11 protein-coding genes are annotated in these 12677 nt (G+C 62.7%); 6 read left to right on the top strand and 5 right to left on the bottom strand.

Features of this window, described 5'->3' with window-relative positions; all coding sequences use genetic code 11:
* The gene (locus tag SJY18_RS05410; protein ID WP_337338871.1) at positions 1-249 is read right to left on the bottom strand and encodes a WhiB family transcriptional regulator; all 249 of its coding nucleotides are present in this window, start codon (positions 247-249) and stop codon (positions 1-3) included.
* A gap of 250 nt (positions 250-499) precedes the next feature.
* On the opposite strand from SJY18_RS05410, the gene SJY18_RS05405 reads away from it, so the two are divergent.
* The gene (locus tag SJY18_RS05405; RefSeq protein ID WP_337338870.1) at positions 500-892 is read left to right on the top strand and encodes a histidine kinase; all 393 of its coding nucleotides are present in this window, start codon (positions 500-502) and stop codon (positions 890-892) included.
* Here the strand turns inward: SJY18_RS05405 and bcp are convergent.
* From bcp to aroA, 3 genes are read right to left on the bottom strand one after another with little or no spacing between them, the layout of a single operon-like run.
* Positions 889-1356 (bottom strand): thioredoxin-dependent thiol peroxidase, encoded by a 468-nt coding sequence (gene bcp / locus SJY18_RS05400; RefSeq protein ID WP_396668635.1) that lies wholly within the window; start codon positions 1354-1356, stop codon positions 889-891. The genes SJY18_RS05405 and bcp overlap by 4 nt on opposite strands.
* Before the next feature lie 9 nt (positions 1357-1365).
* A complete protein-coding gene (rsgA, locus tag SJY18_RS05395) occupies positions 1366-2415 on the bottom strand; it encodes a ribosome small subunit-dependent GTPase A (protein ID WP_337338869.1) in 1050 nt (349 codons plus the stop codon).
* Positions 2412-3785, bottom strand: a complete 1374-nt coding sequence (gene aroA / locus SJY18_RS05390; RefSeq protein ID WP_396668634.1) for a 3-phosphoshikimate 1-carboxyvinyltransferase — start codon at positions 3783-3785, stop codon at positions 2412-2414. Before aroA ends, rsgA begins: the two co-directional genes overlap by 4 nt.
* 154 nt (positions 3786-3939) lie before the next feature.
* Here aroA and SJY18_RS05385 point away from each other — a divergent pair, with 154 nt between their 5' ends.
* Positions 3940-4536 carry a sigma-70 family RNA polymerase sigma factor gene (locus SJY18_RS05385; protein WP_396668633.1) on the top strand — a complete coding sequence of 199 codons (597 nt, stop codon included), beginning with the start codon at positions 3940-3942 and terminating at the stop codon, positions 4534-4536.
* Positions 4533-4775 (top strand): zf-HC2 domain-containing protein, encoded by a 243-nt coding sequence (locus tag SJY18_RS05380; protein ID WP_337338866.1) that lies wholly within the window; start codon positions 4533-4535, stop codon positions 4773-4775. The genes SJY18_RS05385 and SJY18_RS05380 overlap by 4 nt, the downstream gene beginning before the upstream one ends.
* A gap of 90 nt (positions 4776-4865) precedes the next feature.
* On the opposite strand, the gene SJY18_RS05375 is transcribed toward SJY18_RS05380, so the two are convergent.
* Positions 4866-8540: a multifunctional oxoglutarate decarboxylase/oxoglutarate dehydrogenase thiamine pyrophosphate-binding subunit/dihydrolipoyllysine-residue succinyltransferase subunit gene (locus tag SJY18_RS05375; protein ID WP_337338865.1), complete on the bottom strand. Its 3675-nt coding sequence runs from the start codon at positions 8538-8540 to the stop codon at positions 4866-4868.
* A gap of 172 nt (positions 8541-8712) precedes the next feature.
* Here SJY18_RS05375 and SJY18_RS05370 point away from each other — a divergent pair, with 172 nt between their 5' ends.
* The 3 genes from SJY18_RS05370 (at position 8713) to SJY18_RS05360 (ending at position 12669) form a co-directional block, all read left to right on the top strand.
* Positions 8713-10164: a GuaB1 family IMP dehydrogenase-related protein gene (locus SJY18_RS05370; RefSeq protein WP_396668632.1), complete on the top strand. Its 1452-nt coding sequence runs from the start codon at positions 8713-8715 to the stop codon at positions 10162-10164.
* A gap of 118 nt (positions 10165-10282) precedes the next feature.
* Positions 10283-11611, top strand: a complete 1329-nt coding sequence (locus SJY18_RS05365) for a hemolysin family protein (RefSeq protein ID WP_396668631.1) — start codon at positions 10283-10285, stop codon at positions 11609-11611.
* Positions 11608-12669: a hemolysin family protein gene (locus tag SJY18_RS05360; RefSeq protein WP_396668630.1), complete on the top strand. Its 1062-nt coding sequence runs from the start codon at positions 11608-11610 to the stop codon at positions 12667-12669. The genes SJY18_RS05365 and SJY18_RS05360 overlap by 4 nt, the downstream gene beginning before the upstream one ends.
* Positions 12670-12677 lie beyond the last annotated feature (8 nt).

Raw genomic sequence — 12677 nt, 5'->3', positions numbered from 1 at the left:
TCAGCTCGCTCGGCGAGCGCGGGCTGCGCGCCGCTTGAGAGCGCGGCGCTCGTCTTCTGACAGACCGCCCCATACGCCGGAGTCTTGACCGCTTTCGAGTGCGTACTGAAGACATACCTCGGTGACGGTGCACTTTGCGCAGACCGTTTTGGCCTTTTCAATCTGGTCGACGGCCGGGCCCGTGTTTCCTACGGGGAAAAACAGCTCGGGGTCGACAGTCAGGCAGGCCGCCTTATCGCGCCAATCCATGGTGGTGCTCCTTGATACGAGGTTGGGGTTGAGTGACGTGGGTATGGTTTCGGGTCCGATACCCTAAATGAGTGCGAGAGAATGCTCGCCCCACGTCGCTGTGGGAGCACACGGCTTTGTCAATGCTCCCATAGGCGATATCGCGAATCAAGAGATGAACGTAGGGTTTCTGTCTGGTTACCTGAGTATTCCCTTGACTCTGTGTCGGAATGTCACATGAGTGCGTGGTTTTGCGGAAGGGAATTGGCGAATGTCTACAAGCAAGCGTGAGCGCGTGGCAGCCGTTTTGGTGGGCCTCGAGGGCGTCGCGGTCGCCGGATTGGTCGCATGGCAGGTGCTGGCGCTCCTGGCAGGAGACACCGGGGTGCTGTCGACGGCCTTGGCTCTCGTCGTGCTCACCGCGGTGGGCGCCGCGGCTGTGCTGGCATTTTCGGTGGCCATTTGGCGCAATGAGTCGTGGGGTCGATCCGGCGCAATCGTCACTCAGCTGCTGATCCTTGCGGTCGCGGTTGGCGCAGCAACTGGCGAGTTCGCGCACCCGATGGCGGCAGCGGCGCTTGCACTGCCGGCAGTTGTGACGCTGGTTCTTCTGGTGCTGGCGGTTCGTGCTGCCGCCATCAGAGAACGCGGCGAGACACGCTAAACCTCGAGCGTCTTGCGCAACCGTGCGACATGGCCGGTGGCGCGAATGTTGTACAGCGCGTGACTGACGAGACCGGCCTCGTCAATGACGAATGTGGAACGGATCACACCCATGAAGGTCTTGCCGTAATTCACCTTCTCACCCCAGACGCCATACGCATCGTGAATGCTGTGGTCGGGGTCGCTGAGCAGGTCATAGGTGAGGCCATCGCGCTCGCGAAAGCGACGCAGCTTCTCGGGCTCGTCGCGCGAGATGCCGAGCAGCGTGTAGCCGGCTGCCTGCAGAGGCGCCAGGCTGTCTCGAAAGTCGCATGCTTCTGTCGTGCACCCTGGCGTCATAGCTTCGGGATAGAAGAACACGATCACGCGCCCTCCGCGCAGTGCGTCTAGCGAGACGACGGCATCATCTTGGTTCTTGAGAGCAAAGGAGGGTGCGGCAGAACCGGCTTCAAGGCGATTGGTCACCGCCCCAGACTACTTCTCTGCGAACGTCGCGAGCAGCCTTTGCAGTGAATCCAGTCGCTCCGCGCCTCGATCTCCGAGCCGTCCCTCTGCAACGGCGACCGGTAGCGCGCAGTCGGGTGCCGTTGCCAGGTGCGTGCATCCTCGGGGGCATTCGAGGGCGATCTCGGCCAGGTCGGTGAAAGCTCTCAAGATATTGGCGGTCTTGACGTGTCCGAGGCCGAACGACCGCACGCCCGGCGTGTCAATGACCCATCCGGTCTTGTCTGCGCTCTGATAGCGCAGCGACACGGTAGAGCTCGATGTGTGCCGGCCGCGACCGGTGACCTGATTCACGTGCCCTGTCGCACGGTGTGCGTCTGGGACAAGAGCGTTCACGAGCGTAGATTTACCGACGCCCGAGTGGCCGACGAACACGGTGGAATGACCGACGAGCGCCTCGCCGATTGCTTCGAGCGGCATCCCGCCTGTGCTCATGCCGCTTGTGAAGATCTGGAGGTCATCGAGCGCTTCGAAATGCCGCAGGAACGCTGTGGGATCGGCGATATCGGTCTTGGTGACAACGAGAAGCGGACGCATGCCCGCATCGAGGGCGGCGATGAGATAGCGATCCACCAGACGTGCGCGTGGTTCCGGATCCGCCGCTGCGACCACGACAAGCATCTGATCAGCATTCGCCACGATCACGCGCTCAACTTGATCTGTGTCGTCTGCGCTGCGTCGCAGCAACGACGTGCGCTCCTCGATGCCGATGATGCGTGAGAGCGTGCCCGCGTCACCGGAGCGGTCGCCTACGACTCGCGCACGGTCGCCCGTGACAATCGGCATCTTGCGCAGCTCTCGCGCGCGCGTGGCCAGCACGAGACGCTCATCGACGCCGCCTTCGTCAGCGAGCACGGTGTAGCGCCCGCGGTCTACCCCAAGCACGCGCGCGATCTGCGCGTCGGCGTGAGCGGGGCGTCGCTTGGTGCGGGGACGGTTGGCTTTGGGGTTTGGACGGACGCGAATGCTGGACTCGTCGAACTCGAGCACGTCATCGTCGTCATCATCGAGCCAGCTCACAGTGAATGCATCGCCTCGGCAGAGTCGACGCGATCGCTGTCATCGAGCATCCGCTGCCAGATGGTGGGGAACTGCGGCATGGTCTTCGCCGTTGTACCGATGTCATCGACCTCGACGCCATCCACAGCAAGGCCGATGAGAGCTCCGGTCGTCGCTAGTCGGTGGTCATGATGCGCACGCCAGCCGCCCTCGTGCAGCGGTTGAGGCACGATGCGAATGCCGTCTTCGAGCTCGTGCGCTTCTCCACCGAGCGCGCGAAGTTCTCCGACAAGCGCAGCGATGCGGTCAGTCTCATGGCCGCGAATGTGCCCGATGCCGTAGAGCGTCGTGGGGGCATCAGCGAATGCCGCCAGCGCAAAGATGGTCGGGGTCAACTCGCCAGCAGCCGAGAGATCAAGATCGACTCCATGGATGCTGCTGCCGGCGGTCACAGTCAACGCGCCGCCGCGGCGCACGACACGCGCACCCATCAGCGAAAGAATGTCCGAGAGCATCGCTCCGGGTTGAGTGGAATGAGCCGGCCAGCCGGTCACCGAAACTGACCCGCCTGCGATCATCGCGGCGGCCAGGAATGGCGCGGCGTTTGAGAGATCGGGCTCGATGGCAACATCTTTGCCGCGAATGCTGCTCGCGGGCACGATCCACTCGCCGACAGCGGGACGCTCGACGTGCACGCCGCGATGCGCGAGGGATTCAACGGTCATGTCGATGTGCGGAATGCTCGGTAGGCGATCACCGCAGTGCCGCAAATGCAATCCCACGTCGAACCGGGGAGCAGCCAGAAGCAACCCTGAGACGAACTGGCTCGAGGCGCTGGCGTCGATGGTGATCTCGCCACCACGCACGTGGCCGCGACCACGCACTGTGAACGGAAGGGTCCAGCGTGCGCCATCGTCGATGTCGACACCAACATCTCGCAGCGCGGAGATCATCGCACCCATCGGCCGGTGCAGGGCGCTCTCGTGGGCGGTGAGCGTGACATCTCCGTGCGCGAACCCCGCGAGGGCAGCCGCGAACCGCATAACAGTGCCTGCCTGACCAGAGTCGACGACGGTGTCACCACGGAACGGCTTGGCGGGAGTGACGAGAAAATCATCCCCGTACAGGCCATCGCCGCTCTCGAGTTCGATTCCCACACCGAGCGCGCGCAGCGCATCCACCATGCGGGCGGAGTCATCAGAGTGCAATGGCGCGGTGAGTCGACTCGGCGAGTCGGCGAGCGCCGCGAGAATGAGCTCTCGGTTCGTGAGGGACTTTGACCCCGGCACGGTGACAGTGGCATTCAGCGGGCCGGCAGCAGTGGGGGCTCGCCAATGACCGCTTCGTTTGGGAGCGGTCTGTGAATTGGGGGAATACCCGTCGACTGTCATCGCGTTCTACCCTACTGAACCGGTGACGCAACGCCGGCAGCACGCGAGGAAGGACATCGAGCAGGTGATTGCAACTCTTGAGAGATCTGGCGCCGAGGTGTCGGGCGACGACTTCACCAGAAACACGCAAGACATCGCCGTAGACTTGCGCCTGATGACCGAGCAAGAGGATTCAGCGGCCGCGGCCCGACGACAGTTTGAAGAGCAAGCGCTGCCCTTCATGGACCAGTTGTATGCCGCCGGTATGCGCATGACCAGAAACCCGGCCGACGCAGCCGACCTCGTTCAAGAGACCTTCGTCAAAGCGTTCGCTTCTTGGAAGTCGTTCACTCAGGGAACGAATCTCAAAGCGTGGCTGTACCGGATTCTGACCAACACGTACATCAATACCTATCGCAAGAAGCAGCGTGAGCCGTATCAGGGCACGATTGACGAGCTCGAGGACTGGCAACTCGGTGGTGCCGAGTCAACGACCGCTTCAACGACGCGATCGGCCGAAGCTGAAGCGATCGACCACATGCCGGCCTCCGTCGTCAAAGACGCGTTGCAGGCGATCCCCGAAGACTTCCGGCTCGCGGTCTACCTGGCAGACGTTGAGGGATTCGCCTACCAAGAGATCGCCGACATTATGAAGACCCCTATTGGCACAGTCATGAGCCGCCTGCATCGAGGCCGGCGAATGCTCCGTGAGCTGCTTGCCGACTATGCGAAAGAACGCGGCATCGAGTCCGCTACGAGGAGCGCGAAATGACTGATTGCGGCTGCGAAAAGGCGCGGCGTGACCTTGAGGAGTACCTCCGCAACGAGGTCTGCAAGACGCAGCACAGCGACATCACAGAGCATCTGCGGCAATGCCCCGAGTGTCGCGATGAGGCGCTTGTTGCCCGTACGCTCACCGACGTGGTTGCACGAGCGTGCAAAGAGGCTGCTCCCGAAGAGCTGCGCGACTTGGTAATGGCGAAGCTGCGCGAGGCGCAAGCGAGTCACTAGCGACCGAGGCGTGCGGCGAGTTTTCCACTACAAATGCTGAGGGTCCAAGATGCCATTGCATCTTGGACCCTCAGCATGTGACAGGCTGGCTCAGCTAATCGTCAGCGCCTTCTTCATGATCTCGGCGTGCTCCGCAGCGTGGACCTTGGGCGAACCGGTTGCCGTTGATGCGGCGGCGGCACGCGAGACGCGACTGATCGTGCGCCCCTCCATGTGCTTCACGAGCTCAAGCGCTACGAAGGGCCACGCGCCCTGGTTCTCTGGCTCGTCCTGTACCCAGACCAATTCAGCGTTCGGGTACAGCTCGACAACCTTGTTCAACTCGACCGCGGGAGTCGGGTAGAACTGCTCGAGACGCACGAGCGCGATCTCGGGGTTCGGGTTCTTCTCCAGCTCGGCCCTGAGGTCCCAGTGGATCTTGCCCGAGTGCAGCAGAACCCGCTTGACGGCGCTGCGGTCGAGGCCGCGATCGTCGTCGAGAACGGGCTCGAAAGTGCCGGTGAGGAAGTCATCAACGGGGCTGGTTGCACCGCGCAGTCGCAACATCGCTTTCGGCGTGAACACCACCATCGGGCGGCGCGGACGTGAGTACGCTTGACGACGCAACAGGTGGAAGTACGATGCCGGTGTCGACGGACGCGCAACAACCATGTTGTCTTGTGCGCACATCTGCAGATAGCGCTCAATGCGTGCGGATGAGTGGTCTGGTCCCTGGCCTTCGTAACCGTGGGGCAGAAGCAGCACGACACTCGACTGCTGGCTCCACTTCTGATCTGCTGACGAGATGAACTCATCGATGATCGACTGCGCACCGTTCGCGAAGTCACCGAACTGCGCTTCCCAGAGCACGAGAGCATCGGCGCGTTCTACCGAGTAGCCGTATTCGAAGCCCATGGCGGCGTATTCGCTGAGCAGCGAGTCATATACCCAGAAGCGTCCCTGATCGTCGTTCAGGTTCGACAGCGGAATCCATTCCTGGCCGTTTGCGCGATCGTGAAGCACCGCGTGGCGCTGCACGAAGGTTCCCCTGCGTACGTCCTGGCCGGCCAAGCGCACGTTCGTCTTCTCGAGCAGCAGCGATCCGAATGCGAGAAGCTCGCCAAACGCCCAGTCGATGTTTCCGTTGCGGCTCATATCGGCCCGCTTGTTGAGCAACTGCTGCAACTTGGTGTGAACGGTGAAGCCATCCGGCTTGTTCACGAAGGCGTCACCGATCAGCTGAACGACCTCGCGGCTGACGCCCGTGGTGTCGGGGGCGCCCACGACGGGTTCTTCAGACGCGTCGATCTCTACGACGTTCGATGTGCCGGTCTCTGCCGCATGCGTTTCTGCGAAGGCGATCTCGAGGCGGTTCTGGAAGTCACGCTTGGCTTGCTCGTACTCTTCTTCGGTGATGTCACCGCGACCGACGAGCGCTTCGGTGTAGAGGCGGCGAACCGAGCGCTTCGCTTCGATCAGATTGGTCATCAGCGGCTGGGTCATCGAAGGATCATCGCCCTCGTTGTGCCCGCGTCGGCGGTAGCAGACAAGGTCGATGACGATATCGCGGTGGAACTTCTCACGGTAAGCGAATGCGACCTGAGCTGCGCGGTTGACCGCTTCGGGGTCATCGCCATTCACATGAAGGACGGGAGCCTGGATGGTTTTTGCCACGTCCGTCGAGTAGATCGACGAACGGCCGTCTTGCGGAGTCGTCGTGAAGCCGACCTGGTTGTTGACCACCACGTGGATGGTTCCACCGGTGCGATAGCCCCGCAGCTGCGACATCTGCAGCGTCTCGACGACCACGCCCTGACCGGCGAAAGCGGCGTCGCCGTGCACGAGAATCGGCAGCCACGAGAACGTGCCGATTGGCTTGCGATCTTGCTTGGCGCGAACGATACCCTCGAGAACGCCATCGACGGTCTCAAGGTGGGAGGGGTTGGCGGCGAGGTAGACCGGAAGCTCCTTGCCTCGATCGTCAACGAACGTGCCCTCGGTGCCGAGGTGGTACTTCACGTCGCCGGAGCCGCGCTTGGAGCCGACCGCGACGGCTCCTTCGAACTCGCGGAAGACCTGTCCGTACGTCTTGCCTGCGATGTTGGTGAGCACATTCAGGCGTCCGCGGTGCGCCATGCCGATGGCCGCTCCGTCGAGGCCCGCTTCGGCTGCTCCCTGCAGAATCTCGTCGAGAAGGGGAATCAGCGATTCTCCGCCTTCGAGGCTGAACCGCTTCTGGCCGACGTACTTGGTCTGCAAGAACGTTTCGAACGCCTCAGCCTGGTTGAGCTTGTCGAGAATGCGCATCTGCTCGTCGTGCACGGGCTTCTGATACTTCACTTCCAGCAGCTCCTGGAACCAGCGACGCTGTTCAGGATCTTGAATGTGCATGTACTCGATGCCGGTCGTGCGGCAGTACGAGTCGCGCAGCACTCCCAGAATCTCGCGCAACTTCATCACGCGTCGACCACCGAAGCCGCCGGTGACGAATTCACGATCGAGATCCCAGAACGTGAGCCCGTGTTCTTCGATCTCAAGGTCGGGGTGTGTGCGCTGCATGTACTCGAGCGGATCGGTGTCGGCCATCATGTGACCGCGCACGCGGAACGAGTTGATCAGTTCCTGCACCCGAGCCTGCTTGTCGACGCGCTCTGCGAGGTCGACGTTGATGTCGGCAGCCCAGTGAATCGGGGCGTAGGGAATGCGCAGTGCCGCGAAGATGTCGTCGTAGAAACCGCGCTGACCGATGAGCAGTTCGTGAACCTTCTTGAGGAACTCGCCCGAGCCAGCGCCCTGAATCACGCGGTGATCGTAGGTGCTGGTCAGCGTGATCGTCTTGCCGATCGCCAACTCGCTGAGCGTCTTGTCGCTCGCGCCCTGGAACTCCGCCGGGTACTCAAGCGCACCTGCGCCGACGATGCAACCCTGCCCCTTCATCAAACGGGGTACCGAGTGCACGGTGCCGATTCCGCCGGGGTTTGTCAGCGAGAGCGTAGTGCCCTGGAAGTCTGCTCCGGTGAGCTTGCCGGCGCGAGCGCGAACCACGAGGTCTTCGTATGAAGCCAGGTACTCCTCGAACGACAGAGAGTCGGCGCGCTTGATGCTCGGCACCATGAGCGCGCGCGTGCCGTCAGGCTTGGGCAGGTCGATAGCGATACCCAGGTTGATGTGCGCCGGGGCGACCACCGAGGGCTTGCCGTCGATCTCGGCGTAGAAGACGTTCTGGCTCGGGAACTCTTTGAGTGCCTGAATGAGGGCCCAGCCGATGAGGTGGGTGAAGCTGATCTTGCCACCGCGGGTACGTGACATGTGGTTGTTGATCACGATGCGGTTGTCGATCATCAACTTCGCTGGCACGGTGCGCACGCTGGTGGCGGTCGGCACGGTGAGCGACTCGTCCATGTTCGATGCAAGAGCCTTGGGCATTCCGCGAAGAACGGTGACCTTGTCTTCGACGGGTTCATCTGCCACGACGGGGGCAGCCTTGGGTGCCTGTGCGGGCACCGGTTGCGGTGAAGCGGGGCGGGCGGTCGTGCGCGCTACTGGCTGGGCGCCGATCACGGGGATCGGAGCGGTGACCGGGTGCGCCTCGCTCGAAGATGGCTGCGTCGGGCTAGGGGGCGCGTCTGCCGTCACGGGGTGGTAGGCCTCAAGAACTGGCCACCAAGCCTTGTCAACGGAGTTCTTGTCGACCTTGAACTGTTCGTACAGCTCATCGACGAGCCATTCGTTGGCCCCGAACTCTCCCTCACTCGAAACTCCGACGCCCGACACCTGGCTGGACACGCTCGATTGCCTGCTTTCATCGATGAAGAATGAACCGCACGGGACGTAGTGCCCTCGCATGCGTCTGTTAAGCGTAGCCCAGTATCTGCATCAGGTATGGGTATCTGCGATGGGCTGGCTGTAAAGATCATGGGTGCGCGCGGGTACGTCAGCGGGTCAGTAGCGTTGAGGCATGGAGTTCTACGGAGAGACACCCACTGTTGATCTGACGTATTCAGATGTATTCCTCGTTCCACGACGCTCGTCGGTGACCAGTCGTCTCGACGTCGATCTGTCACCGGGCGACGGATCAACAGCCACGATTCCGCTCGTTTCGGCGAACATGAATTCCGTCACCGGCCCACGCCTTTCAGCGACACTTGCTCGAAGAGGTGGGCTTGGAGCGCTGCCCCAAGACATGGCGTTGCAAGACCTTGACGCCGCGATTCGTTGGGTGAAAGCGCAGCCCGTCATCTGGGATACCCCGCTTGTGCTGCCGCCGCATGCCACCGTCGCCGAGGCATCGCTGCTTCTTCCGGCGACCGAGGGCTATGGCATCGTCGTCGCCGACGCGGACGAGCCGATGATCACCGATGTGCTCGGCATTGTTCCTGCCAGCAGGCTGGGCACCGCGCTTCCTGACGCAAGACTGGGAGATCTTGCTCGCGGTCGTGTCATCGCCATCGACGCGCACGACATCGAGAGCGCTCGCCACGCGTTCGACGTGATCGTCGCGGCCGGCGCCGAGACGGTGTGCGTCGTCGATCACGGGCGAGTCGTCGGCACCTTGTCGAAGCGCAGCGCATTGCGCTCCACGCTCTACCGACCGGCGGTGGACTCGTCGGGTCGCCTTATCGTGGCTGCCGCGGTCGGCATCAACGGCGACGTGGCGGCGAAAGCGAAGGCGCTCGCCGCTGCCGGCGTCGATGTGCTTGTCGTCGATACCGCGCACGGGCATCAAGAGGGCATGTTGCGAGCGCTCGGCGCCGTCGCGAGTCTGGATCTGGGCATTCCGATCGCGGCGGGGAACATTGTCACTGCCGACGGCGTAGACGATCTTGCACGCGCCGGGGCCACCATTCTGAAGGTTGGGGTGGGTCCTGGAGCGATGTGCACGACGCGCATGATGACCGCGGTGGGGCGACCGCAGTTCTCTGCCGTTCTCGAGACGGCTGAAGCGGCGCGAGCTCACGGTGCACACGTGTGGGCCGACGGGGGAGTGCGCTACCCGAGAGACGTGGCGCTCGCACTCGCGGCGGGAGCAGCATCCGTCATGATCGGGTCATGGTTCGCTGGAACGATCGAGGCGCCGGGACAGCTGCAGACCGACTCCGACGGTCGCGTCTACAAAGAATCGTGGGGAATGGCGTCGACGAAGGCGGTGCACGACCGCTTCGGGCGCCTAGACCCGTATGACCTCGCCCGCAAGGAGCTCTTCGCCGAAGGCATCTCTTCGTCGAAGATCTACCTCGATCCGCAGCGGCCCGGAGTCGAGGATCTCATCGACATGATCACCTCGGGTGTTCGGTCATCGTTCACCTACGCGGGCGCTGCGAGCGTGCCGGAGTTTCGTGAACGGGCGCGGGTGGGATTGCAGTCAGCGGCGGGGTACGACGAGGGCAAGGCGCTGTCGGTCAGTTGGTGACAAACGACGAGCCGAATCGTCTGCGCCTGCTTTAGGATATGAGGACGATGGACGACCCTCCCAGTTGTAGACGCTTGCCCCACCGACCCGCCTCCGCAATGAATGGGGGTGATGCGTGATGGATTACGTCATGCTGGGCGTGGGGCTGCTGCTCACTATCGGAACCGGCCTGTTCGTCGCTTCTGAATTCGCGCTGGTCAATCTCGATCGCGCCGATCTCGAAGCTCGCCGCGACGCGGGTGAGACCCGGCTTGCGCTGACCATCAGCGCGCTGAGGATCACATCGACTCATCTTTCCAGCGCGCAGCTGGGGATCACTCTGACGACGCTGCTCACGGGTTACACGATGGAACCGGCCATCTCGAACCTGCTGACACCGGTTTTCGAAGCGTGGAACTTGCCATCAGGGCTTATCTCGCCGCTCGCCGTCATCATCGCGATCACGGTTGCCACGGTCTTCTCGATGATCATCGGTGAGCTCGTGCCCAAGAACTTCGCGCTCGCCGTGCCGCGCCAGACCGCGAAGCTTGTGATCCCGTTTCAGGTGGCATTCACCACCGTGTTCAAGCCCGCGATCGTCGTGCTCAATGGCAGTGCAAACGGCGTTCTGCGCGCGATGGGGATTGAGCCCAAGGAAGAGCTGTCGGGCGCCCGCAGCGCCGAAGAGCTCTCGAGCCTCGTGCGCAGATCAGCCCTCGCCGGTGTTCTCGAAGAAGACACCGCCTCGTTGCTCAACCGCACACTCACTTTTGCTCGCCACACCGCCGCCGACGTCATGACGCCGCGCCCCAGCATCCACGCGCTCGCCGCTGACGATTCCGCTGAAGCGGTCATTCAGCTTGCTCGGCGCACCGGCCACAGCCGCTTTCCGGTCTATGACGAATCGATGGATGACATCACCGGTGTTGTGCACCTCAAAGCAGCGGTCAGCGTGCCTCGCGAGCGTCGAAGTGACGTTCCTGCCGCTGCGCTCGCCACCGACCCGCTTCGCATTCCTGAAGCAGTGCACCTCGACGTGCTGATGTCGGAACTGCGAGCCAAGGGATACCAAATGGCGATCGTGGTCGACGAATACGGCGGCACGGCCGGTGTCGTAACTCTCGAAGACCTCGTGGAAGAGATCGTGGGTGAGGTTCTTGACGAGCACGACCGTCGGCGCGCCGGCGTCGTGCGCGCCGAAGGCAACGTCGTCTTTCCGGGCGAGCTTCGTCCCGACGAAGTGCTCGACCGCACCGGCATTCGCATTCCCGAGGGCGACGTGTATGACACCGTCGGTGGCTACATCATGAGTCTCCTCGAGCGCATTCCGCGAGTCGGTGACACCGTCGATATCGAAGACGGCCGACTCGAGGTGCTGCGCATGGATGGTCGCCGTGTCGACCGCGTGCGATTCACCGGGGTGACTCTGCAGGCCGAACCGGCCGCGGCGGAAGGAGGCGAGCGATGAGCGACTGGGCAGGAATTGCATGGCTCGTTGTCCTTCTGATCTTCAACGCCTTCTTCGTTGGTGCAGAGTTCGCCGTGATCTCGGCGCGCCGCTCGCAGATCGAGCCGCTCGCTGAGAAAGGCTCGCGTTCGGCCAAGACCGCGCTCTACGCGATGGAGCACGCCACCCTGATGCTGGCTACAAGTCAGCTCGGAATCACCATCTGCTCGCTGCTCATCTTGAACGTGTCTGAACCCGCGATTCATCATCTGCTGGCCGAGCCACTGGGCCTGACGGGGTGGGCCGAGGGCGTCGTTGATGCTGTGGCATTCTTCATCGCGCTCTTGGTGGTGTCGTACCTGCACGTGGTGTTCGGTGAAATGGTGCCGAAGAACCTCGCGTTCTCGGTGCCCGATCGTGCCGTTCTCATGTTGGCTACGCCGCTCGTGTGGTCGTCGAAGCTGTTCTACCCGGTGATCGTCACCCTGAACTGGATCGCCAACCACGTCGTGCGTCTGTTCGGGGTGGAACCCAAGAACGAAGCAGCGTCGACCTTCACGCTCGAAGAAGTCGCGACGATCGTCAATCAGTCGCGCATCGAGGGCGTGCTCGATGACTCGTCGGGAGCAGTGGCAGCTGCCGTTGAGTTCACCGACAAGAAAGCGATTCAGGTCGCGGTGCCACTCGCGCAGCTGGTCACGCTCAGCCACACCACCACGCCGCATGAAATCGAGCGGGCTGTGGCAAAGCACGGCTTCTCGCGATACGTGATCGTGGATGACGACGCAGAGCCCATCGGCTATGTGCACCTGAAAGACATCCTGCGCGCGGCGGAGGGCCGTCATGCGGTCACCGATGTGGCCACGCCGATTCCGTCGAAGCGCATTCACCATATGGTGCCGGTGCTCGAAACCACAGACCTCGAAGACGCGCTCGCGTCGATGCGTCAGGCCGGGCGTCACCTCGCTCGAGTCTGCAACGTCGACGGCGACACCACGGCGGTGCTGTTCCTCGAAGACATCATCGAAGAGCTGATCGGTGAGGTTCAAGACGCGACGAGACGGGGTCTGCGCCGATAGTCGTATCG

Source organism: Microbacterium sp. R86528 (assembly GCF_044596335.1).
Lineage (GTDB): Bacteria > Actinomycetota > Actinomycetes > Actinomycetales > Microbacteriaceae > Microbacterium > Microbacterium marmarense.
The sequence above is the reverse complement of the archived record's forward strand: the minus strand, read 5'-3'. Positions and strand labels throughout refer to the sequence as shown.

What these genes read in the sequence shown, in the direction of transcription:
- SJY18_RS05410 (WP_337338871.1), bottom strand. Translation starts at nt 249, where the DNA reads ATGGATTGGCGCGATAAGGCGGCCTGCCTGACTGTCGACCCCGAGCTG.
- SJY18_RS05405 (WP_337338870.1), top strand. Translation starts at nt 500, where the DNA reads ATGTCTACAAGCAAGCGTGAGCGCGTGGCAGCCGTTTTGGTGGGCCTC.
- SJY18_RS05380 (WP_337338866.1), top strand. Translation starts at nt 4,533, where the DNA reads ATGACTGATTGCGGCTGCGAAAAGGCGCGGCGTGACCTTGAGGAGTAC.
- SJY18_RS05370 (WP_396668632.1), top strand. Translation starts at nt 8,713, where the DNA reads ATGGAGTTCTACGGAGAGACACCCACTGTTGATCTGACGTATTCAGAT.
- SJY18_RS05360 (WP_396668630.1), top strand. Translation starts at nt 11,608, where the DNA reads ATGAGCGACTGGGCAGGAATTGCATGGCTCGTTGTCCTTCTGATCTTC.
- SJY18_RS05365 (WP_396668631.1), top strand. Translation starts at nt 10,283, where the DNA reads ATGGATTACGTCATGCTGGGCGTGGGGCTGCTGCTCACTATCGGAACC.
- aroA (WP_396668634.1), bottom strand. Translation starts at nt 3,785, where the DNA reads ATGACAGTCGACGGGTATTCCCCCAATTCACAGACCGCTCCCAAACGA.
- SJY18_RS05385 (WP_396668633.1), top strand. Translation starts at nt 3,940, where the DNA reads ATGACCGAGCAAGAGGATTCAGCGGCCGCGGCCCGACGACAGTTTGAA.